Below are 19,274 nucleotides of genomic sequence, written 5' to 3' on the forward strand. Positions count from 1 at the left end.
GGCCCCGACCCGAAGTCCCCTCGACGAGACAGGAGTTCTCCGCATGACCGGTTCACGCACCCCTCGTACGGCCGCCCTCGCCGCCGCCGCGACGGCCGCCGCCCTGCTCCTCGGCCCGATACCGGCGGCGGCTGCCACCCCCGCCCGGTACCTGGCCTCCCCGCAGTTCCTGCCGACCCCGCCGGACACCGCCTACAGCACGGTGTGGGGCCTGAGCCGCGACGGCGCCGTCGTCGGCGAGTACTTCGCGAAGACCCCCGGCCAGTCCGGTCCGCGCGCCATCCGCTGGAGCCCCGACCACCTCGGCTACACCGTCCTGGCGCCGCTGCCCGGCGACCTGTCCAGCCACCCGAGCGGGTACAACGACACGGGCACCGTGGTCGGGGCCTCCTTCGTGTCGATGAGCGACAACCACCCGGTCCGCTGGGCCCCGGACGGCACCCCGACCGCGCTGGAGCTGCCGGCCGGAGTCCGCGGCGGCGGCGCGGGAGCGGTCAACGACGCCGGTGTCGTGGTGGGCGGCTCGTACGACGAGGTCTACCAGCCCAAGCCCTTGAAGTGGCGGGCCGACGGCACCCGGGTCGACCTGCCGCTGCTGCCCGGCGACACCATGGGCTCGACCGCCTCCGTCACCAACGCGGGCTTCGTCGCCGGCAGTTCCGTACGGCGCCTCGCCGACGGCGACTACCAGGAGACCCCGGTGCTCTGGAGCCCGACGGACACGGTGACCGCGCTCCCGCTCCCGCCGGGCGTCGACGGCGCCCGGGTGGACAGGATGACCGACGACGGCGTGGTGCTCGGGCACGGGCGGCGGGCCGGCGGCACGGAGTTCGACCGGGTGCTGGTCTGGACGGCCGACGGCACCGTCCGCGACGCCGGCTACGGCCGGACACGGGCCGTCAACAGCGCGGGCACCGTCGTCGGGGCCACGTTCGACGCGGCGCACTCCACGTTCGCCGCCCGCTGGAACCCGGACGGCAGCCAGACCCTGCTCGGCGGCCCGGCGGGCCGGCAGAGCGAGGCCATGGCGGTCAACAACGCGGGTACCGCCGTCGGCAGCGCCCAGGGCCCGGACTGGACCCGCAGCACCGCCCTGCTGTGGCAGCCCGACGGAACGACCGTCACGCTCCCGCCGTCCCCGCTCGGCCCGTACGCCCAGGCCAGGTACATCAACGACGCCGGACTGGTCGCCGGTCACGCCGTCGAGCTGAACGCCGCCGGCCAGCCGGTCGCGTCCCACCCCGTGGTCTGGAAGCCCTGACGCGGAACGGCCGGTCCCCTCTCGGACCGGCCGTTCTCAGCCCTGCTCCGGCGCGGGCCCGAGGGCGTCGCGCAGCATGGTGCGGGAGGTGATGCCGAGCCGCTCGTAAATCTGGTACCGGTGCGCGCCGACGGTCCGGTGCGAGAGGAGCAGCCGTTCGGCGATCTGCTTGTTGGTGAGTCCGGAGGCGGCGAGGCGGGCGATCTCCAGCTTCTGGGCGCTCAGGCCGTGGGTGTTCGAGGCGTCCGCCCGCGGCCTGCTCGCACCCGTCGCCCGCAGTTCGTTCCGCGCCCGCTCGGCCCACGGCCGGGCGTCCAGCTCCTCGAACACCTCCAGGGCGGCGGCGAGTTGGGCCCTGGCCCGGACCGTCGCCCGGGCCCGGCGGAGCCGTTCGCCGTGGGCGAGCCGGACCCGGGCGTGGTCGAAGCGCCACCGGTCGGCTCCGGGGGTGTCCAGCGCGAGGGCGAAGCGGCGCAGGGCGTCCCGGTCGTCCTCGGCGCAGAGGGCGGCCGACGCCTCCAGCAGCATGGCGTGCCGGGAGGACACCGCGCCGAGGCGGTCGAGGTAGAGGGCCCCGGTGCCGACCCGGGTGACCAGGACGGGGTCGGGCTCGTCCGCCAACGGGGCCAACCGCAATCCACGGCCCCGTGCGCCCGGCGGCCGGTCGGCCCTCGGGTCGGCCGGCCGCCGCCGCGTCTCCTGACGCACCGCCTGCTCCGCCCGGACGACCTCGGCGATCGACCGCCCGAGCGGCCGTTTCCGCAGGTCGGCGCGGCGCGCCTGACGCACCGTGGGCACCGTTCGGATGGCGACCCCGCTTGCGCGGGGCGGCGGCACGTGTCCCGCTGGTTCCGGCGGGCCGATCGGCGCCGCCGCTCATGACCTCGAATCCCACGGAGGAAACCACCATGCGTGCTCTCAAGCGCGTCCTGGCCGCCAGCGCCCTCACCGTCCCGCTCGTGATCGGCGCCGCCGGCCTCGCCTCGGCCCAGGAGGGCCTGGACGCGAACTTCGGCAAAGGTCAGTTCGTCGTCAACCAGAACGGCGCCGGCGTCGCGGATACGAACTCCACCGTCAACTCCGACGGCCTCCAGCACACCGACTTCTGGATCTGGTCCGACGACACCGGCGTCTCCGGCGCGTTCACCGGCTCGGGCGCCACCTGGCAGCAGGGCTGACGATCCCCGCACCACCGGACGGACGCCCCCCGGAGCGGGGACACCGCTGAACCGGATCCCGGATCGAGGGAACGGCCGGTCGACCACGAAGGTCGACCGGCCGTTCCCATGGGCCCGCCCGGAGCGGAACCCCATGCCACAGGCCCGCAGGGCTGCTCCGCCCGAACGACGTCGGCGGATGATCGCCCGATCGGCCATTTCCGCAGGTCGGCGCGGCGCGTCTGACGAACCGTTAGGCCTGTTCGGATGGCGGCCTCGCTTGCGGGGGCTGGCGGTGCGTGTCTGGCTGGTTCCGGCGGGCCGATCGGCGCCGCCGCTCATGACCTCGAATCCCACGGAGGAAACCACCATGCGTGTTCTCAAGCGTGTCCTGGCCGTCAGCGCCCTCACCGTCCCGCTCGTGATCGGCGCCGCCGGCCTGGCCTCGGCCCATGGAGGCGTCGACGCGGCCTGGGGCCAGGGCTTCTTCACCGCCGGCCCGGACGGCGCCGGTGTCGCGGGCGCCGAGTCCTCGGTCAGCCCCGAGGGCGTCTCGCACGCCGACTTCGGGATCTGGTCCGACGACGAGGGCGTCACCGGTGGGTTCACCGGCTCGGGCGCCACCCTGGTGAACGGCTGACGGACCCCGCACCACCGGACGTACGGGGCCCCGGGACAGGGCCCCCGCTGAACCGGATCCCGGAATGACGAAACGGCCGGTCGACCACGAGGTCGACCGGCCGTTCCCGTGGCCCCACCCGGAGAGGAACCCCATGGCGCGGGCCCCCAGGCCCTCGGAACTGGCGCGGCGGGCATGGGCGGCGAACCGGCCGCTGGCCGGGACGGCCGCCCTGATGGCCCTGATGCTGGCCGTCGCCCTGGTCGGCCTGCTCACCGATCCCCGGTCGATCACCGGGCAGCCCGCCTGGGCGAAACCGGCCCGCTTCGCGCTCTCGATCGCCCTCTACACCCTCACCCTGCTCTGGCTGCTCACCTTCGTCCGCGGCCACGACCGCCTCGTCCGGGTCGTCTCCCGGGTGACGGCCGTGTCGCTGGTCGTCGAGATGGCCCTGATCGCCGCCGCGGCGGCGGCCGGCACGACCAGCCACTTCAACTTCGCCACCCCGGCGGCGACGGCGGTGTGGATGACGATGGCCGCCTTCATCGTCGCCACCTGGGCGATGGCCCTGGTGGTCGTCGTGCTGCTGCTGCGCCAGCGGGTGCGGCCGCCGGTGTTCGCGTGGGGGCTGCGGCTGGGCATGGCCGTGAGCGCCCTCGGCATGGCCGTCGCGTTCCTGATGACGCTGCCCACCTCCCCGCAGCGCGCGGCCGCCAGGCGGGGCCACGGCCTGCCCGTCGTCGGCGCGCACACCGTCGGGCTCGCCGACGGCGGCCCGGGAATGCCCGTCACCGACTGGAGCACCCTCGGCGGCGACCTGCGGATCCCCCACTTCCTCGGCCTCCACGCGCTCCAGGTGCTGCCGCTGATCGGCTTCCTCCTCGCCACCCGGCCGCGCGGGTTGTCCGAGCACCACCGGGTCGCGCTGATGGGGATCGCCGGGGCGGCCTACCTGGGCCTGGTGCTCGTCCTCCTCTGGCAGGCGCTGCGCGGCCAGCCTGTCACCGCCCCCGACGCGGCGACCGTGGCCGTGCTGCTCGCGCTCGGAGCCGTCGCGGGCGCGGCTGTCCTCGCGGTCCTCCGCCGCGCGCACCTCGCGAAGGGCCGGTAGCCGGAACGGCCGGTACGGGACGGCCGCCATTCGAACCAAATCCCGGTCACACGGTCTGCCCCGGGGCCTCCGATTGGTACGCAGGCAGACCGGGATCGGAGGGCGGTCCCGCGAACAAGGGAGAAGCGAGGACATGAAGAACCTCCGGGTCGCAACAGTCGCCGTCTGCGCACTTGCGGGCGCTTTCGCGGGCACGGCGTCGGCAGCGGTCGCCCAGCCCGCGGACACCGGCCCGAGGCCCGTCGCGGCCCACGTCCCGCCCGCCCCCTCGGGCGACCGGGGCGTCGTCCCCGGCGACCCCGAACTGCGCCCGCTGACCTGCGAGAACGGCCACATCTTCTACGGCTGGGACGGCACCCCCCGCACGTCCTCCGACTTCGTCGGCCTCTACACCACGAAGCCCGACCCGGCCGACACGAGCAGGAACCGCCTCGCCTACGCCTTCGTCTCCTCCGCCGGCACCGTCCGGCACTCGTTCGACTCCGAGTACCAGAGCGGCACCGGCCTGTGGGCCGCGTACTGGACCCGCGACGCGGACTCGGAGACGTACGTGATCGTCAGCGAGGAAGGCCCGACCAGCAAGTTCTGCAGCTGAGCCCTCTCGGCACCGGCCGGTCGACCGCCGGGTCGACCGGCCGTCACCCGTGGCGGGCCGGGAGGACCGGCCGGCCACGGCATTCGACCACCACAGGAAGGAAGGCGAGGCAATGAGGAACCCCTGGGTCGCGGCAGCCGCCGTGTGCGCGCTTGCGGGAACCTGCGCGAGCACCGCGTCGGCGGCCCCCTCGGACCGGACGGCCCATGTCCGCAGCGGCCCCGAGGTGCGCCCGCTGAGGTGCGAGAACGGCCGGATCCACTTCGGCTGGGACGGCGCCACCTACGACTGGACCGACTTCGTCACCCTCACCCGCGGCAGGCCCGACCCGGACTCCACCGCGAACCGCGTCGCCTTCCGCTACGTCACGTCCGAGGACGGCACGGCCGTCCGGCACTCCTTCGACTCCGAGCTCCAGAGCGGCACCGGCCTGTGGACCGCGTACTGGACCTATGACGTGGACCTGAACAGGAACGTGATCGTCAGCGAGGCCGGCCCGGAGGACAAGCTCTGCACCTGACCGCCCGGTGCCGTCCTCAGCCGGGCGCGTCATCCGCCGAGGCCGTCCTCCCCCACCGGCCGCGCGGACTGCACCGGGTACGGGAAGCTGGCGGCCCCGCGGCCCGGTTCGAGGGTGACGGCGAGGCCGCCGTACGCGGGCGACTCGTAGAAGCACCAGGCGACGTGGCTGGTGTTGACCACGCTCTCGACGGGCGGCTCGATCAGCAGCCGCGGCTGCCGGATGTGCACCAGCAGGCCGTGGAAGTCGAGTTCGGTGAACGCGCACACCGTACGGCCCCGGGGCCGGGCGAGTTGCCGGGGCACGGACGGCGCGCCCGCCGCCGGGATCACGGCCGCGCTCGCGATGGCGGCGGCGGTCAGCGAGACGGCCGCCCGTCTCGGCACGGACCACTCCAACGCCAACTCCCTTCCGATGCACCGGTGATCGGCGGTATCGCCGTTCGGGAGGGGGATCCCACCCCGGAGGGGAGGGGTAAACGGCGCCGGGGAAAGTCGTAAGTACACACACCGGGCGGCCTGGTGGCGAATCCGTCATCCGACCATGGGGAAGGGCACGCGAAGGGGCTCGGCGGCCAGGCCGCCGAGCCCCTCGTCAGTCACTCACCGGGCCGGGTGCACCCGGCCCGCCGCGGCCCGCGTCAGCCCGGGAGCTGGCCGCTGCAGTTGACCAGCCAGGCGCCGAGCTCCGGGGAGTGGTCGCCGCCGTGGTTCGAGGCGTTGTAGGCCCGGCTGACCGCGTTCTTGATGGAGCCGCCGGTGGCCGGGCCGACGACGCCGTCCGGGCTCAGGCTGTGGCCGCTCTGGTAGTGCACGACGGCGTTGTAGGTGAGGCCGCCGAAGTCGTTGTCGACCTGGAGACCGGCGCTGTCCACGTAGTTGAGGCCCTGCTGGAGGCAGCCGACGGCCGAGCCGGAGCTGCCCTTCGCGAGGGTGCTCGCGGCGCTGGCGGAACCGGCGGTCAGGGCGACGACGGCGGTCGCGCCCACGGCCAGGGCGGCGGCGCGGCGGGTCCAGGTGTTGATGCGCATGATCAGTGCCTCTCCTTGAGTTCCGGCTGGCGCCGGCCCCCCGCGGATCGTCGTCCGCCGCGGCGCCGGCGTGGCTTCGCTGGTGACGACGATGCTCCGATCGGCGCGCCGGAGCCAGGAATTCGCCCCTGGTCGAAACCCTTGCCCCCGGCCCGCCGGTCTGCCCGGGACCGTGCGGAGCCGGCACGCTCCGACACACCGCCGCCCCCGGCCCCGCGACGGTGCGGGAGCCGGGGACGGCGGCGGGGAGGAGGGGTCAGCGGTCGGCCTGATAGCCGTTGATCTTGCTCAGCGGGCCCTTGGTGCCGTCCTCGTAGACCGGCTGCTTCTGGACGTCGCCGTAGATCTGGAAGAGCTTCTTGGCCGGGTCGGCGGCGGTGGGGTTGCAGTTCGGGTAGCCGACGTACCAGTAGATGCTGGCCACGCCGTCGCCGTCGACGGCCGGCGAGACGGTGGTGTAGAAGGTCACCAGCCCGATCTTGGCCGGGTTCGGCCCGTTCGGGTCGTGCAGTTCCCAGGCGCCGGAGACGGTGGCGGAGGCGGCGTTCGGGGCGACGGTCAAGGTCATGTCGTCGTTGAACTGGACGGACGAGATGCCGAGCCACGTGCTGATCACGTCGTCGAAGACGTACGCCCGCGCCGGGTAGGTGTAGTCGGCGACGTTGCCGCCGCACTGGCCCGCGGCCCGCGTCTGCGCCTGTACGGGCGCGGCCAGCGCGAGCGAGCCGGCGGTGGCCATGACGGCGGCCGAGACGGCCACGCGTCTGAGCATCCTTGTGTGCTTCATGCTCCCAGAATCCTTCGTTCGTTGGCGAAGTGCCCTTGGGATCAACCCTGTTCGCCCGCCTTGAGCGCCGCAATCCCCGTGCGCCGAACAGCCGAACAGCCGACACCCGTCCGCCCGGACCCGAACGGCCGAGGGCCCCGCGCGGATTCGCGCGGGGCCCTCGGCGGTCACAGCAAAACGGCCACGACAAAACAAAGCAGCCGGTTGATCCGAAGATCAACCGGCCGTTCGCTGTGCGCGAGGGGGGAGTTGAACCCCCACGCCCTTTCGGGCACTGGAACCTGAATCCAGCGCGTCTGCCTATTCCGCCACCCGCGCATCTGGGTGATGAGGAAAACTATAGACCATCCGGAGGGGTGCCTCCGACCACCTCCGGGCAGACGGCCGGGGGCTACTCCGCTCCCAGGATTCGGAGGCCGTGCTCCTTCTGGAAGTACGCGTAGTCCTTCAGGTTCAGCGTCGCCAGCGGAAGGTCGTAGGTGAGACAGCAGGCCGCGATCCACATGTCGTTGACGGGACGCGGAAGACCGGCCTTCAGGCCGGCCGCCGAGAGCCTGCCCCAGGTCGCGGCCACCGCTTCGTCGCCGGGGAGAACCGGGATGCCGGAGATCCAGTCCGCGAGCTCCTGCCGACGCCTCCCTCCCCAGTCGCGAACCTCACTCCACTTCGCCAGTTCCCCGAAAGTGACGAACGTGATCACCGGTCGACGGCCCACCAGGCGACTGGCCAGCGGATCCGCCAACCTGCGCTTGTGCGTCAGGGACGCGACGTCGGTGTCAAGAATGACAGGCTGCACCTTGCTCCCTCAGGCCACGTTCCGCTGGCGTTCGGCGCGGACGAACGCCAGGAACTCGTCGAGCTCTTCGTCCGACTCGAAAGTGTCGGCCTGGAGCTCATCGAGGGACCGTATGGGCTGCGTGTTCTTGGCTGCCAGCAGTTCCTCGACCGTGACTCGGGGGCGCGCGGGCGGGTAGATCGGGCGTTCAACTTCCGAGGCGCTCATGAGTGGCCTCCCGCAAGTGATCGGCTAGGGCTTACGAAAGCCATGATAGAGCCCGATCACACCGGGTGATGCCTTCGCTACCCGTCCGCCGCCCCTGGGCTCCGCAGGCGGGGAGCGGCCATGGCGGTGTCTCCGTCCGCGGCCGCTCAGGCCTGGAACTCGTCGATGACGACGGCACCGGTCGGACCGTACGTCTCCAGGGACTCCAGCACGTCGCCCGCCTCGTGGAGGCTGACGATGCGGGTATAGACCATCCGGAGGGGTACCTCCGACCACCTCCGGGCAGACGGCGGGAGACCGGGTCTACGCCGGGGGCCGGGGGTGTTGGGGCGCGGGGGTACGGAAGTGGCGGGCGAGGTAGCCGAGCCAGGCCTGCTCGAAACTCTCGGCGAGCTGTGACTCGGGGGCGAACAGGTCGAAGGCGTGGTACGCGCCGGGGTAGAGGTGGAGTTCGACGGGGACGCCGTGGGCGCGCAGGCGCATGGCGTAGTCGAGGTCCTCGTCGCGGAAGGAGTCGAGTTCGCCGACGGCGACGAAGGTGGGCGGCAGGCCGCCGAGGTCCTCCGCGCGGGCGGGGGCGGCGTACGGGCTGACCTGGTCGGTTCCGGCGCGGTCGCCCAGGATCGCCCGCCAGGCGAGGAGGTTGGTGGCGCGGTCCCAGATGCCGAGGTCGGTGATCTCGTGGCTGGACGCGGTCCGGTTCCGGTCGTCGAGCATGGGGTACATCAGCGCCTGGAACAGCGGCGTGGGGCCGCCGTGGTCGCGGACCAGCAGGGCGGTGGCCGCCGCGACTCCCCCGCCGCCGCTCTGGCCGCCGATGCCGATCCGGGTGGCGTCCAGGCCGAGCACCCCCGCCTCGTGGAGGAGCCACCGGTGGGCGGTGTGCCCGTCCTCGGCGGCGCCGGGGGCGGGGGTCTCCGGGGCGAGCCGGTAGTCGACGGCGGCGACGGCGCAGCCGAGCCGTGTGCTGAGCCGCTTGAGCCAGGGGTCGTCCTGGGCGGCGAAGCCGAGCACCTGCCCGCCGCCGTGGAACCAGAGCAGGACCGGCAGCGGGCCGGGCCCGGCGGTGGTGGGCCGCAGCAGGCGGATCGGCACGTCCGGGCCGTCGGCCCGGGTCGCGCGGTGTTCGGTCACGGTGACCGACGGGTCGTCGGAGGTGGAGTCGGCGACGGCCGCGGCGAAGGCGCGGAGGGTCTCGCGGGTCGCGGGGATGTCGGTCAGGTCGAACGCGCCGTTGGGGGTCATCGGGACGGCGTCGAGGGCCCGGCGCAGTTCCGGGTCGACCAGCAGGCGGGGAACGGGCATGGTCGTGCTTCCTTCCACCGGTGCTCAGGCCCGGAACTCGTCGATGACGACGACGCCGGTCGGCCCGTACGTCTCCAGGGACTCCAGCACGCCACTCGCCTCGTGGAGGCCGACGGTGCGGGTGACGATCTGGCCGGGGTTGAGGCGGCCGGCCTCGATCATGGTGAGCATGGTGCCGAAGCGCTGGCCCTGCATGCCGAAGGCGCCCAGGAACTCCAGTTCCTTGACCATCATCACGTCGATCGGTAGCCCGACGTCGCCCTTCTCCGCACCGGTGGTGTGCCCGAGTTGGAGGTGGCGGCCGCGCGTGCGCAGGGAGAGGACGGAGTTGCGGCAGGCCTCGGCGATGCCGACGGCGTCGACGGACACGTGGGCGCCGCCCCGGGTGAGGGTCCTGACCGCCTCGGCCGGGTCGTCGGTGGCGGCGTTGACGGTGTGGACGGCGCCCAGGGCGCGGGCGGCCTCCAGCTTCTCCTCGGAGATGTCGACGGCGATGACGTTGGCGCCGGTGGCGGCCGCGATCTCCACCGTGGACAGGCCCATGCCGCCGCCGGCCCCGTACACGGCGACCCACTCCCCGCCGCGCACGCGGGCCTGGTCGACGACGCCGTGGAAGGCGGTCATGTAGCGGCAGGCGAGGGCGGCGACATCGACGAATCCGACGGTCTCCGGCACCCGGACGAGGTTGACGTCGGCGAAGCGGACCATGACGTACTCGGCGAAGGCGCCCCAGTAGGAGACGCCGGGGACGAGCGAGTCCACGTGCTCGCACACGTGCTGGTTGCCGCTGCGGCACATCTCGCAGGAGCCCTCGCCGGGGTTCATCGGGAAGATGACCCGGTCGCCGTCCTGCCAGTCCCGAACGTCCCGGCCGACCTCCACGACGGTGCCGGCGAACTCGTGGCCGAGGACGAACGGGGGCTTGACCTGCGGCCCTCCCGTCCAGAAGTCCCCGGCCCACAGGGCCCAGTCGGTGCGGCAGATCCCGTTGGCGCCGACCCGCACGATGGCGCCGTCGGGCGGGCAGACGGGGTCGGGCACGTCACGGATGACGAGGGGCTGGTGGAGTTCTTCGATGACTGCGGCGCGCATGGACGCGACCTCCTCGGGGAAAGTCCACCGGTTCAAGTGGTGGACCTTGAAGCTATGCGCCCGCTTCGATGCGTGTCAACCGCTTAGAGTGGTGGACATGAGTGACGAAGACGGCCGACGAGAAGGGCGCCAGCGCGCCAAGACCGACTTCCGGTTCGACGACGCACGGCTGTGCTTCGCCTTCGCCGGCACGCTCGCCGATCGCGGCAAGGAGCTGCACGTCGAGCGGCTCGCCGAACCGGAGGACCTGAGCCGGTGGAGCGTGGAGAGCGGCTGCACGACGGTGGCGCCGAGGTGCGACGAGGCAGAGCTGGAGGGAGCGAGGCGGCTGCGCGAGGCGATCCAGCGGACGGGCGTCGCGCTGGCGGAGGGGGCGCCGCCCGCGCCCGAGGACGTCGCGGTGGTCAACAGGGCGGCAGCAGAAGTGACTTCGGTGCCCGTGCTCTCGGCGGACGCGGCGTCCGTGCGGTGGGACGGGGACGGGATCGCGGCCGTGCTGTCGATGGTCGCGCGGGACCTGATCGCGCTCTGCGCGTCCGAGGAGCAGCGGACGCGCGTGCGCATCTGCGGAAACCCCGACTGCGGAACGCCGTTCGTGGACACATCGAGGGCGGGCGCGCGGCGCTGGTGCTCGATGAAGACCTGCGGCGCACTCGCGAAGAAGCGCGCCTACCGGGCGAAGGCGAAGTAGTCAGGGGCGGAGAACGCCTCGGGGCGGGGCGCCGGTTGGCGCCCCGCCCCGAGGGAGGGATGTGGAGGGGTGACTCAGCCCTCGATCGGCAACTCGCCGGCCCGCACCGCCGCGACGAAGGCGTTCCAGGAGGAGTCGGGGAAGAGGAGGGCCGGGCCCTGGGGGTCCTTGGAGTCACGCACCGGGACGGCGCCGGGCAAGAAGCCGAGGGCCACCTCGATGCAGTCGCCGCCGTCGTCGCCGCTGTAGCTGCTCTTCTGCCAGACCGGCAGCGCCACCTCGACGCAGGCACCGCCGTCGTTGCCGCTGTAGCTGCTCTTCCGCCAGGTCAACACAGCCAGCTCCTTGGGGAGTTCTACGCCGGGAAGTCGCCCTCACGGACGGCCGCAACGAAGGCTTCCCAGGCGGAGGCCGGGAAAACGAGGGCCGGGCCCTCCGGGTCCTTGGAGTCACGCACCGGAACGAGGCCGGGGAATCCGGGGGCTACCTCGATGCAGTTGCCGCCGTTGTTGCCGCTGTAGCTGCTCTTCCGCCAGTCGGCTGCGGCGAGCTCGTTGCTCTTCATCCTTGAAACCCTCCAGCACCTCGGCGAACCGCCGAAGCGAGTCACTCTCTGACAGGCATTCGCCACGCAGCAGATCATAGTGGCGCTGGTACCTGACCACACTGGCGGGAGCATCGCTCAGGTGCCCTCGTTCGAGGCTCTCCGAGTACACGAAGCGCTGCCCATCCGGCAGATCCAGCAACACCATGGACGCATTGAGGAGAGTCCGCCGATTCGAGAACGGCGCCACGTGGAGGACGACATTCGGGAGCTGGGCCACTCTCAACAGGTGTTCCATCTGAGCCCGCATCACACTCGGACCGCCGATGGCCGTACGGATGGCACTCTCAGCAAGAATGACGAGCAGCAACGGCCCGTCGGGCACAAGGAAGCGACTCTGCCGATCGAGTCGCGCATTGGTCAGCTCCTCGATCTCCTCAGGCTTTCCGGCCGCGTCACCAGTTTCGAAGACCGCCCGCGCGTACTGCCGACACTGCAACAGGCCGTGCATCACGCCCTCCTGGTACGCACGCAGCCCGACTGCGATGCCTTCCTGGTCCACATACTCCTGGAACCAGTCCGGGTGCTCGATCGCGGCAGTCCAGTCCACCCAGCCGTACAGCCGCGTGAGCAGTTCGGTGGCGTTCAGCAGTTGCCCGAGCTGCGCCAGCTCCTCGAGCGACGGCTTCCGCCGTCCGCCCTCCATCCGCGAGATCACCGTGCGGTCGAGGTGCATCTTCCTGCCCAGGTCCTCCTGGCGGTAGCCCATCGCCGCGCGCGCGTGGCGGATCTCTTCGCCGAACATGATGGCGGAGCTCGCCGTCGGTCCGTGCCCGGTCTTCCTCTGTGCCATGACTGCCCCCAGCTGTGCTTCGCGTGCCCAACACGCGGAATTGGGGACCACGGTATCCCCACAGGCCGATCATTGTTACCGGAACGCAGTCATCTGCATGCGCAGCGTGAACCGTGCGCTCCTGTCGCACGCCCCCCTCCGCCCCCGTGAGGTGCTCCCCCATGCTCTCGTCCCGCAGGCCCCGCGCGTTCGTCGCGCACCTCGACTCCCGCGCCGAGTCCACGCCCCTGGCGCGCTACCTGCTCCGCGCCTACCTCTCCGGGCTGCCCTCCGGCGACCGCTACGCGGACACCGCCGAGCTGCTCCTCGGCGAACTGTTCGCCAACGCCGTCCAGCATTCCGACGCGCCGGACGACCGCCACATCGAGATCCGCATCGCCCTGATCAACTCCCGCCTGCGGCTGGAGGTCCACGACGCCGGCAGCGGCCTGCCGTCCCTCCACACCCCCACCGCCTGCGACGAGCACGGGCGCGGCCTGTTCCTCGTCAACAAGCTCGCCGAGCGCTGGGGCTGCACCTCCCGTCCCGACGGCATCGGCAAGTTCGTCTGGGTCCTCGTCGCCCCCGCGCCCGCCCCCGCCCTCGCCTGAAAGCCCGAACCCCCATGCACCTCACGACCCTGGCCCGGCACGCCCTCTCCCGTGGCGCCACCCCGGCCGCGGCCTTCGCCCTGATCGCCCGCCTGGGCCACCCGTCCCTGCCCGTCGCGCGCGCCGTCTGCCTCGCCCTCGACATCCCCCTCGCCGAGACCAGCCGCCGCCTGGCCGAGTGCTACGACGCCCTGCTCTCGAACCCCCGCCCGGACTCCGAGAACGACACCGGTGAACTCCTCGAAGCCCTCGGCGTCTTCGACGTCCCCAAGTCGCTCACCGACACCGAACTCGCCGTCGTCGAACACTTCCTGGCCGCCATCGACGCCCACGGGAGCCTCCGCCCCGGCCACCGGCACGGCCTCCAGCGCTGGTTCACCACCGGCAACCTCACCACGGCCTACCTCTCCCTGGCCGCCGCCCACCCCATGCCCCGCACCGGCGACCCCGCCCTGTACTGGGCCACGCTCGTCACCGCCGGCGAACTCCTCACCGCTGCCCCCGGCCCCGACAGCCGCATCAAGTACGCCCTCTCCCACTGCCGCACCCAGGCCGCCCGCACCTGAACGCCCTGCGTGGGAAGTCGGCGGGGCCGACTTCCCACGAGCCGGTCACCGGCACACCGGATCGACGATCCGGTGATCAGGGCGAGGTGCCCGGACGCGGGCGCCCGGACCGCACGATTACGGAATCGTCAGCACCTGACCGACGTTCACCAGGTCCGGGTCGTCGATGCCGTTGGCCTGCGCGATCTCCAGGTAGCGGCTGCCGTCACCGTAGAAGCGCTCGGCCACGGCCCACAGGGAGTCCCCGGGCTCGACGGTGTAGGTCTGCACCGCGACGGGCTCCGGGGTCGGGACCGGCTCCGGCTCCGCGACCGGAGCCGGGGCCGAGACCGGGGCCTCGGCGGCGAGGGGGAAATCGGTGTTGGTGTCCGTCGCCCACCGCGCCCCGCCGTCCCGGGCGTACAGCACCACGTTGCGGTCGGCCTGCACGACCAGGCGGTCGACGTCCTGGCCGTCGGTCCCGGTGGACCAGGCCGCACCGTCGCCCTTGTAGAGCACGAAGTTGCCGTCCTCCTGGAGCACGGCCCGCTCGACGCCCTGGTTCTGGGTCTCGGTCGCCCACACGACGGCGCCCGGCTCGGAGAGCACCAGGTTTCCGTCCCCCTGGAGGGTCAGCGTGTAGGCACCGCCGGTCAGGGACTGGCCGAGACCGAGTTCATTGCCAGCGTACAGAGTGTCACTCATGGATATTCCTTTCGGATAAGGGACTTGGCGTCGTCGAGCCGGGCTAGCGGCACGTCAGAGAGAGGCAGCCTCACCGCCGCCGGCGCACGAACACCAGTCCTTGGACTCTAGGTGCCATCGGGGTTTGCACACAATTCACCGCATCGGGTGACATCCCCGGCACGGCGGCCGCGCCCCGGCGGCCGCCCGCGACTGCCCCCCCGATCACCCCGCCCCGCACGAGAAGTCGGCCCCGCCGACTTCTCGTGCAGCACGGTCTCTCCCAGCACGGCCGCCGGCGGTCCACCCCGTACGCGGCTGCCGGGCCTTCACTCGTGGTCGCGCAGGAAGGCCGGAATCCCCTCGCGGGTCGGGGAGTTCGGCAGGGGCGCCGGCTGATCCTGGAGGAACGCGCCGATCACGGCCGCGGCCCGGTCGTTGTTGCCGTCGAGGCCGTTCCACATGTGGTGCCCGACCCCCGGCATGAACTGGGTGCGCTGGATCGCGGGGTCGGCGGCGAGGACGGCGGTCGCCCATTGGCGGACCTGCGAGGAGCACTCGGCGATCATCAGCATCGCGGGGGTCCGGGACCGCCCCAACTGCGGTGCGATGGAGGCCGAGTCCCGGACCGTCCGCTGGGCGCGGAGGCTGGCGGCGGGGCTGAAGGAGAAGTTCCGCGCGCTGTCCTCGGCGGGGATGCGGTGCGCGTCGCGCGCGCAGTAGGCGGATGCGGTGTCGCCGCCCAGGTCGGCGGCGGTGAAGGCGTTGTCGCCCTCGGCCTGTCCGATCAACCCGGTGCCGGGGCTGAGGAGTCCGAGCCGCAGGAGGCCGAACGCCACCGCGTAGCGGGGGACGTGCGTCGACCGCGGCCCGGTCGGGTCCGGGGCGAGGCCGCGCGCGGATTCGCGGCCCTGGTGCCCGGCGGTCCGTGCGGTGGGGCCGTCCATCGGGCCGGGTTCGGCGATGACCGCCCGGTGCACGCGCGCGGCGGTTCCGGGATCGGCCAGGGCCCGGGTGAGCACGACCGCGCCCGACGAGAACCCGAGGACGTCGACCGCGCCCGCGCCCAGGCGGTCGACGAAGGCGCCGAGGTCGCGGACCGACCGGTCGGCCGTGTACTGGTCCATGGGGAGCAGGCCGCTGCGTCCGCCGCCGGGCTGCTCGTAGGCGTAGACGTCGTAGCCCTGCCCCGCCAGGAGTTGCAGGAACCGGTGGTCGAGCAGCGAAATGCCGCGCACCGGACCGCCGTTGAGGTACACGAGCGGGACGGGGTGCCGGGGGCCGGGCCCGGCGGGCGGGTAGTGGTACACCGCGACGCTGCTGCCGGTGTCCAGGCTCCAGTGCTCCGTGGCCACGAACGGCAGGTCCGGCGGGTACTGCCGGGCCGTGGGCACGGTCGGGACGCAGACCGGCGCCGTCAGCGCCGCCGCGGCGACCACCGGCAGGAACGGCACGAGCCGGGCCGCCCGGGTGCGGCTCCGGCTCCGGTCCCGGCTCCGGCTCCGGCTCCGGCTCCGCCACAGTGCGAGGGCGGTCCCGGCCGCGAGGACCGGCAGCCAGGCGGCGAGCCCCGAGCCCGCGCCGTCCGTGAGGACGACCAGGGCGAGGAAGGCGAGGACCGACGCCAGGACGGCGGCCAGGGCCGACAGCGAGCGGGCGGCGCGGCGTAAGAGGGGCGCGGGCAGGGCGAACGTGGACAAGGTGGAGCCCTCCTTGTTTCGTAACGCTGTTTCAAAACGACGTTATCAAAGGCGGTAGGCTCCCCGTCATGGGAAGGCCGAAGACGAACGACGAGACCGTCGGAGAGCGCCTCGTGGCGTGCGCGACCGAGTGGCTCGCCACCCGCCCGCAGGAGACCGTCACGGTCCGGGCCGTCGCCGCGGCCGCCGGGACCTCGACGACGGCGGTGTACTCCCTCTTCGGCGGCAAGGACGGACTGATCGCGGCCGTCCGCGACCAGGCCGTCGCCGGCCTGTTCCGCGCCGTCGCGGACGTACCCACCTCCGCGGACCCCCTCGCCGACATCTACGCCCTCGCCACGGCCTACCGGCACTGGGGGCTCGAACACCGCCACCTGTACACGGTGCTGTTCGGCGGGGTGCAGTCCTTCGAGCCGTCGGACACGATCGGCACCAGCGACCCCGTCCGACCGCTCACCGCCGCGATCGACCGGGCCGTCGCGGAGTCCGTCCTCGACGGCCCGGCACCCTCGATCGCCCTCTCGCTCTGGGTGACCCTGCACGGGCTCGTCACCCTCGAACTCGCCGGGGCCCTCGACGCCCCCACCGCGCGGGCCGCGTTCAAGTCGACGATCCACGCCGCACTGCGCGGCTGGACGACCCCCGCGGTGTTCCGCGAAGCCGAACCCACGCCCTGACGGGCCAGCCCCGCGCACGCGAGAAGTCGGACCGGCCGACTTCTCGCGCGCGCGGGCGGTGGACGCCGGGAGCGGGAGTCCTTCCAGGAGTCCTCGTTCTAGAGCGCCGCAATGCGACAGCCCGCCTGCTCCGCCCCCGCCACTCCCTCGCGCACAGGAAGTCGGCCCCGCCGACTTCCTGCGTCGGCTCCTGGGGATCGCCTTCGCCGGCCCTCGCCGACGCGGCACCAACGCCAACACCGAGAAGGGCGTCCGTCGCGGCGGACGCCCTCTCGAACCCGCAGCCCGACCTACCCGGCGGAGACCACGCTGTTGATCCAGTCCGTGTACTGGCCGACGTTGGTGTAGACGTCCGGGCTGGTGGCGGCCCGACAGTGCCCAGGATCGAGCAGGAAGGCGTCACGGTGGAAGGACTGGATGCCGAGGAGGACGCCACCGGCCACGAGCGGGTCGCCGCCGTCTCCCTCGCAGGCGCTCTCACCCGGCCGCTCGGCACAGAGCTGGTCCAGGCCGACCGGGTGCCCGGCGTTCTCGGACTGGCACAGGGTTCGGCTCTCCACAGCCACCGCCGAGTGCAGCAGGTCCGGCGACGGAGCGGCGGACAGCGGGCTCGTCGCACCCCAGCCCGAGAGCTCCGCAGTGGTACCGGCCGCAGGATCGCTGCCCTGGGATGGCAGCGCGACCGGCGCCGCCACCCCGGCGGGAACGGGCGTGGCCAGCTGGAGGACAGCGATGTCGTTGTCCATCGTCGAGGGGTCGAATCCGGGATACGTGACCACGCGGCTGACACCCACCGTCGTCCCGCCCGAGTCCAGCCGGGTCGAACCGAGCCTGACGGTGGAGCCTTGGGCGTTCCGCAGGCAATGGCTTGCGGTCACGACGTACCTGTTCCCGATGAGCGAGCCACCGCAGCGGAACGAGTTGCCCGAGGAGGTCGTGTAGTTAAGCAGTGCCATCCAAGGAAACTCGTCCAGCTGGGCAGACGCGCCACCCTCGATCGCGGCCGCAGGACCCGCCTGCACGGCCACGGCCAACGCGGCGGCCCCCACAACTACAGTGAACCTCGCGCACCTTGCCCTGAGCGTGCTGCCCATGCTCACCCTCTCGTGACCTGGCGGTCCCGAGGCGACCGCGAACACCTGGCCCCACTCTCTCCACCCGTCCTCCGGACGGCACCCCGGGGTGGGCCGACCGGGTACCGGGCCGAACTCGGCCGCTCCGACGGCCCGGTGAGGCTCTGGCCACCCACGAACGTCCTCCCCTCGGTGCCGGACGGGCCGGTCGGGTGTGCCGCGACGCCCGTCCGAACGCCGGGGGTGCGGTGGCAGAACCCTTCCGGCGAAAGTCGGGTGACCCCGCCGACGGCGGCGGCGACACTGGCGCCATGACTGGTTCCGCACCGCCTCGACTGCTTCGACCGCGTGCCCTGGGGCCCGGAGACCTCGTCGTCATCGCCGCGCTGTCCGGTCCGCTGCCGCCCGCGTACGAGCCCAACGTCGAGCGGACGGTGGCCGTGCTGGAGCGGATGGGATTCCGGGTGCGTCGCGCTCCGCTCCTCGAAGCGGGCCGCCGCCACTGGTGGAGCGCCGCCACCCCGGCGGAGATCGCCGGGGAGCTCAACGCCCTCCTGCGCGATCCCGAGGTGCGCGCGATCGTCGCCAGTGACGGCGGCCAGACGGCGCTCGGCTACCTCGACCTGATCGACGTCGAGGCGATCAGGGCCGACCCCAAACCGATCCTCGGCTACAGCGACATCTCGCTGCTGCACCTGGTGCTCCACGCGCGCACGGGCCTGGTCGGGTTCCACGCCGACATGGCCGTCCCCGGCTTCGGCGGACACTGGCGGTCCGCGCCCGCGGCGCGCCAGGCAGAACTCGAGGCGCTCTACGCCAGGTTGCTGACCGGCACCGAGGCGATCGGCGCACTGCCCGCGAGCCCGTCATGGGAGTGCTGGCGTCCCGGCCGTGTCGAAGGGCCGCTGATCGGCGGGTTGATCAACCGGATCGTGCTGGCGCAGGCGACGCCCTTCGCGCTGCCGCTCGAACGGTTCGACGGTGCGGTGCTGTTCTGGGAGGAGATGGGCGGCCTGGCCTCGTACGTGTGGAGCTACCTGCACGTGATGCGGCACAGCGGCATCCTCGACCGGATCGCCGGCATGGTCGTGGGCGTCCCGCGCGAGATCGACGGCCTCGAACCCGGCGCGTCCCCGACCCTGCGCGAGATCGTCCTCGACGTCCTCGGGGACCGTGACATCCCGGTCCTGGGCAACGTCGACTTCGGGCACGCCGGCCCCAACCTGCCGATGCCGGTCGGCATCCGCGTCGGCCTCGACGCGCGGCAGCGGACGCTCGCTCTGCTCGAACCGGCGGTGGGGCCCCACGAGCCGACCAAGGGAGCCCCGCGCCGCACGACGTAGCCCCGGCGTATGACCCGGTACCCCGTGGGGGCTACGAACGACAACAGGACGGTTACCTCGACGGGTTGATCCGACACGGAGCCTCGGGACCCTA

The 19,274-nt window shown here is 72.6% G+C and carries 24 protein-coding genes, 1 tRNA gene and 1 pseudogene; 11 read left to right on the forward strand and 15 right to left on the reverse strand.

The window, feature by feature from the left end:
• Window positions 1-43 precede the first annotated feature (43 nt).
• A complete protein-coding gene (locus tag ACWDD9_RS30725; RefSeq protein ID WP_449813354.1) occupies window positions 44-1,261 on the forward strand; it encodes a hypothetical protein in 1,218 nt (405 codons plus the stop codon).
• Between the two features lie 36 nt (window positions 1,262-1,297).
• Here the strand turns inward: ACWDD9_RS30725 and ACWDD9_RS30730 are convergent, their stop codons facing one another.
• Window positions 1,298-1,891 carry a helix-turn-helix transcriptional regulator gene (locus ACWDD9_RS30730; RefSeq protein WP_449813355.1) on the reverse strand — a complete coding sequence of 198 codons (594 nt, stop codon included), beginning with the start codon at window positions 1,889-1,891 and terminating at the stop codon, window positions 1,298-1,300.
• Window positions 1,892-2,169: 278 nt separating this feature from the next.
• Between ACWDD9_RS30730 and ACWDD9_RS30735 the strand changes: the two genes are divergently transcribed.
• The 5 genes from ACWDD9_RS30735 to ACWDD9_RS30755 all read left to right on the forward strand — a co-directional run bounded on the left by ACWDD9_RS30735 (window position 2,170) and on the right by ACWDD9_RS30755 (window position 5,263).
• Window positions 2,170-2,439, forward strand: coding sequence for a hypothetical protein (locus ACWDD9_RS30735; protein WP_449813356.1), 270 nt, complete (start codon window positions 2,170-2,172; stop codon window positions 2,437-2,439).
• A 349-nt stretch (window positions 2,440-2,788) separates the two neighbouring features.
• Window positions 2,789-3,058 (forward strand): hypothetical protein, encoded by a 270-nt coding sequence (locus ACWDD9_RS30740; RefSeq protein ID WP_049649399.1) that lies wholly within the window; start codon window positions 2,789-2,791, stop codon window positions 3,056-3,058.
• Between the two features lie 64 nt (window positions 3,059-3,122).
• A complete protein-coding gene (locus tag ACWDD9_RS30745; protein ID WP_449813357.1) occupies window positions 3,123-4,148 on the forward strand; it encodes a hypothetical protein in 1,026 nt (341 codons plus the stop codon).
• A gap of 133 nt (window positions 4,149-4,281) precedes the next feature.
• Window positions 4,282-4,743: a hypothetical protein gene (locus tag ACWDD9_RS30750; protein WP_449813358.1), complete on the forward strand. Its 462-nt coding sequence runs from the start codon at window positions 4,282-4,284 to the stop codon at window positions 4,741-4,743.
• Between the two features lie 112 nt (window positions 4,744-4,855).
• Window positions 4,856-5,263 carry a hypothetical protein gene (locus ACWDD9_RS30755; protein WP_449813359.1) on the forward strand — a complete coding sequence of 136 codons (408 nt, stop codon included), beginning with the start codon at window positions 4,856-4,858 and terminating at the stop codon, window positions 5,261-5,263.
• A 29-nt stretch (window positions 5,264-5,292) separates the two neighbouring features.
• On the opposite strand, the gene ACWDD9_RS30760 is transcribed toward ACWDD9_RS30755, so the two are convergent.
• The 8 genes from ACWDD9_RS30760 to ACWDD9_RS30795 form a co-directional block, all read right to left on the reverse strand.
• On the reverse strand, window positions 5,293-5,649 hold the full coding sequence (locus ACWDD9_RS30760; protein ID WP_449813360.1) for a peptidase inhibitor family I36 protein: 357 nt from the start codon (window positions 5,647-5,649) through the stop codon (window positions 5,293-5,295).
• 254 nt (window positions 5,650-5,903) lie between these two features.
• The gene (locus ACWDD9_RS30765; protein WP_117489846.1) at window positions 5,904-6,293 is read right to left on the reverse strand and encodes a peptidoglycan-binding domain-containing protein; all 390 of its coding nucleotides are present in this window, start codon (window positions 6,291-6,293) and stop codon (window positions 5,904-5,906) included.
• 256 nt (window positions 6,294-6,549) lie between these two features.
• Window positions 6,550-7,080, reverse strand: coding sequence for a hypothetical protein (locus tag ACWDD9_RS30770; RefSeq protein WP_159028326.1), 531 nt, complete (start codon window positions 7,078-7,080; stop codon window positions 6,550-6,552).
• 234 nt (window positions 7,081-7,314) lie between these two features.
• A tRNA-Leu gene (locus ACWDD9_RS30775) sits at window positions 7,315-7,398 on the reverse strand.
• Window positions 7,399-7,471: 73 nt separating this feature from the next.
• Entirely contained in the window at window positions 7,472-7,876 is a 405-nt protein-coding gene (locus ACWDD9_RS30780; RefSeq protein ID WP_049649392.1) for a type II toxin-antitoxin system VapC family toxin, read from the reverse strand.
• Window positions 7,877-7,885: 9 nt separating this feature from the next.
• Complete coding sequence (locus ACWDD9_RS30785) at window positions 7,886-8,083, reverse strand: hypothetical protein (protein WP_049649391.1); 198 nt, start codon at window positions 8,081-8,083, stop codon at window positions 7,886-7,888.
• A gap of 303 nt (window positions 8,084-8,386) precedes the next feature.
• Entirely contained in the window at window positions 8,387-9,388 is a 1,002-nt protein-coding gene (locus tag ACWDD9_RS30790) for an alpha/beta hydrolase (RefSeq protein WP_449813361.1), read from the reverse strand.
• Between the two features lie 24 nt (window positions 9,389-9,412).
• Window positions 9,413-10,480 (reverse strand): alcohol dehydrogenase catalytic domain-containing protein, encoded by a 1,068-nt coding sequence (locus ACWDD9_RS30795; RefSeq protein ID WP_449813362.1) that lies wholly within the window; start codon window positions 10,478-10,480, stop codon window positions 9,413-9,415.
• A 97-nt stretch (window positions 10,481-10,577) separates the two neighbouring features.
• Here ACWDD9_RS30795 and ACWDD9_RS30800 point away from each other — a divergent pair, with 97 nt between their 5' ends.
• Window positions 10,578-11,171, forward strand: a complete 594-nt coding sequence (locus tag ACWDD9_RS30800; protein WP_449813363.1) for a CGNR zinc finger domain-containing protein — start codon at window positions 10,578-10,580, stop codon at window positions 11,169-11,171.
• A gap of 74 nt (window positions 11,172-11,245) precedes the next feature.
• On the opposite strand, the gene ACWDD9_RS30805 is transcribed toward ACWDD9_RS30800, so the two are convergent.
• From ACWDD9_RS30805 to ACWDD9_RS30815, 3 genes and pseudogenes are all read right to left on the reverse strand, one after another.
• The gene (locus ACWDD9_RS30805) at window positions 11,246-11,506 is read right to left on the reverse strand and encodes a DUF397 domain-containing protein (protein ID WP_449813364.1); all 261 of its coding nucleotides are present in this window, start codon (window positions 11,504-11,506) and stop codon (window positions 11,246-11,248) included.
• Window positions 11,507-11,526: 20 nt separating this feature from the next.
• On the reverse strand, window positions 11,527-11,736 hold the full coding sequence (locus ACWDD9_RS30810; protein WP_449813365.1) for a DUF397 domain-containing protein: 210 nt from the start codon (window positions 11,734-11,736) through the stop codon (window positions 11,527-11,529).
• A gap of 34 nt (window positions 11,737-11,770) precedes the next feature.
• Window positions 11,771-12,568, reverse strand: a pseudogene (locus ACWDD9_RS30815) (helix-turn-helix domain-containing protein); the annotation flags it as partial.
• Between the two features lie 161 nt (window positions 12,569-12,729).
• Here ACWDD9_RS30815 and ACWDD9_RS30820 point away from each other — a divergent pair.
• Window positions 12,730-13,158 carry an ATP-binding protein gene (locus ACWDD9_RS30820; protein WP_449813366.1) on the forward strand — a complete coding sequence of 143 codons (429 nt, stop codon included), beginning with the start codon at window positions 12,730-12,732 and terminating at the stop codon, window positions 13,156-13,158.
• A gap of 14 nt (window positions 13,159-13,172) precedes the next feature.
• The gene (locus tag ACWDD9_RS30825) at window positions 13,173-13,724 is read left to right on the forward strand and encodes a hypothetical protein (protein ID WP_449813367.1); all 552 of its coding nucleotides are present in this window, start codon (window positions 13,173-13,175) and stop codon (window positions 13,722-13,724) included.
• 117 nt (window positions 13,725-13,841) lie between these two features.
• Here ACWDD9_RS30825 and ACWDD9_RS30830 read toward each other — a convergent pair whose 3' ends face one another.
• Together ACWDD9_RS30830 and ACWDD9_RS30835 are read right to left on the reverse strand one after the other, a co-directional pair.
• Complete coding sequence (locus ACWDD9_RS30830) at window positions 13,842-14,408, reverse strand: LysM peptidoglycan-binding domain-containing protein (RefSeq protein ID WP_049649385.1); 567 nt, start codon at window positions 14,406-14,408, stop codon at window positions 13,842-13,844.
• Window positions 14,409-14,716: 308 nt separating this feature from the next.
• The gene (locus ACWDD9_RS30835; RefSeq protein ID WP_449813368.1) at window positions 14,717-16,087 is read right to left on the reverse strand and encodes an alpha/beta hydrolase; all 1,371 of its coding nucleotides are present in this window, start codon (window positions 16,085-16,087) and stop codon (window positions 14,717-14,719) included.
• 68 nt (window positions 16,088-16,155) lie between these two features.
• On the opposite strand from ACWDD9_RS30835, the gene ACWDD9_RS30840 reads away from it, so the two are divergent.
• Complete coding sequence (locus tag ACWDD9_RS30840; RefSeq protein ID WP_449813369.1) at window positions 16,156-16,764, forward strand: TetR-like C-terminal domain-containing protein; 609 nt, start codon at window positions 16,156-16,158, stop codon at window positions 16,762-16,764.
• A 290-nt stretch (window positions 16,765-17,054) separates the two neighbouring features.
• Here ACWDD9_RS30840 and ACWDD9_RS30845 read toward each other — a convergent pair whose 3' ends face one another.
• Window positions 17,055-17,858 carry a S1 family serine peptidase gene (locus tag ACWDD9_RS30845; protein WP_449813370.1) on the reverse strand — a complete coding sequence of 268 codons (804 nt, stop codon included), beginning with the start codon at window positions 17,856-17,858 and terminating at the stop codon, window positions 17,055-17,057.
• A 290-nt stretch (window positions 17,859-18,148) separates the two neighbouring features.
• Between ACWDD9_RS30845 and ACWDD9_RS30850 the strand changes: the two genes are divergently transcribed.
• On the forward strand, window positions 18,149-19,180 hold the full coding sequence (locus ACWDD9_RS30850; protein ID WP_449813371.1) for a S66 peptidase family protein: 1,032 nt from the start codon (window positions 18,149-18,151) through the stop codon (window positions 19,178-19,180).
• Window positions 19,181-19,274 lie beyond the last annotated feature (94 nt).

The sequence above is a fragment of the Kitasatospora sp. NPDC001119 genome, assembly GCF_053598475.1.

What these genes read in the sequence shown, in the direction of transcription:
- ACWDD9_RS30845 (WP_449813370.1), bottom strand. Translation starts at nt 17,858, where the DNA reads ATGGGCAGCACGCTCAGGGCAAGGTGCGCGAGGTTCACTGTAGTTGTG.
- ACWDD9_RS30745 (WP_449813357.1), top strand. Translation starts at nt 3,123, where the DNA reads ATGACGAAACGGCCGGTCGACCACGAGGTCGACCGGCCGTTCCCGTGG.
- ACWDD9_RS30810 (WP_449813365.1), bottom strand. Translation starts at nt 11,736, where the DNA reads ATGAAGAGCAACGAGCTCGCCGCAGCCGACTGGCGGAAGAGCAGCTAC.
- ACWDD9_RS30785 (WP_049649391.1), bottom strand. Translation starts at nt 8,083, where the DNA reads ATGAGCGCCTCGGAAGTTGAACGCCCGATCTACCCGCCCGCGCGCCCC.
- ACWDD9_RS30735 (WP_449813356.1), top strand. Translation starts at nt 2,170, where the DNA reads ATGCGTGCTCTCAAGCGCGTCCTGGCCGCCAGCGCCCTCACCGTCCCG.
- ACWDD9_RS30840 (WP_449813369.1), top strand. Translation starts at nt 16,156, where the DNA reads ATGGGAAGGCCGAAGACGAACGACGAGACCGTCGGAGAGCGCCTCGTG.
- ACWDD9_RS30830 (WP_049649385.1), bottom strand. Translation starts at nt 14,408, where the DNA reads ATGAGTGACACTCTGTACGCTGGCAATGAACTCGGTCTCGGCCAGTCC.
- ACWDD9_RS30825 (WP_449813367.1), top strand. Translation starts at nt 13,173, where the DNA reads ATGCACCTCACGACCCTGGCCCGGCACGCCCTCTCCCGTGGCGCCACC.
- ACWDD9_RS30725 (WP_449813354.1), top strand. Translation starts at nt 44, where the DNA reads ATGACCGGTTCACGCACCCCTCGTACGGCCGCCCTCGCCGCCGCCGCG.
- ACWDD9_RS30740 (WP_049649399.1), top strand. Translation starts at nt 2,789, where the DNA reads ATGCGTGTTCTCAAGCGTGTCCTGGCCGTCAGCGCCCTCACCGTCCCG.
- ACWDD9_RS30790 (WP_449813361.1), bottom strand. Translation starts at nt 9,388, where the DNA reads ATGCCCGTTCCCCGCCTGCTGGTCGACCCGGAACTGCGCCGGGCCCTC.
- ACWDD9_RS30755 (WP_449813359.1), top strand. Translation starts at nt 4,856, where the DNA reads ATGAGGAACCCCTGGGTCGCGGCAGCCGCCGTGTGCGCGCTTGCGGGA.
- ACWDD9_RS30800 (WP_449813363.1), top strand. Translation starts at nt 10,578, where the DNA reads ATGAGTGACGAAGACGGCCGACGAGAAGGGCGCCAGCGCGCCAAGACC.
- ACWDD9_RS30820 (WP_449813366.1), top strand. Translation starts at nt 12,730, where the DNA reads ATGCTCTCGTCCCGCAGGCCCCGCGCGTTCGTCGCGCACCTCGACTCC.
- ACWDD9_RS30850 (WP_449813371.1), top strand. Translation starts at nt 18,149, where the DNA reads ATGACTGGTTCCGCACCGCCTCGACTGCTTCGACCGCGTGCCCTGGGG.
- ACWDD9_RS30795 (WP_449813362.1), bottom strand. Translation starts at nt 10,480, where the DNA reads ATGCGCGCCGCAGTCATCGAAGAACTCCACCAGCCCCTCGTCATCCGT.
- ACWDD9_RS30750 (WP_449813358.1), top strand. Translation starts at nt 4,282, where the DNA reads ATGAAGAACCTCCGGGTCGCAACAGTCGCCGTCTGCGCACTTGCGGGC.
- ACWDD9_RS30770 (WP_159028326.1), bottom strand. Translation starts at nt 7,080, where the DNA reads ATGAAGCACACAAGGATGCTCAGACGCGTGGCCGTCTCGGCCGCCGTC.
- ACWDD9_RS30765 (WP_117489846.1), bottom strand. Translation starts at nt 6,293, where the DNA reads ATGCGCATCAACACCTGGACCCGCCGCGCCGCCGCCCTGGCCGTGGGC.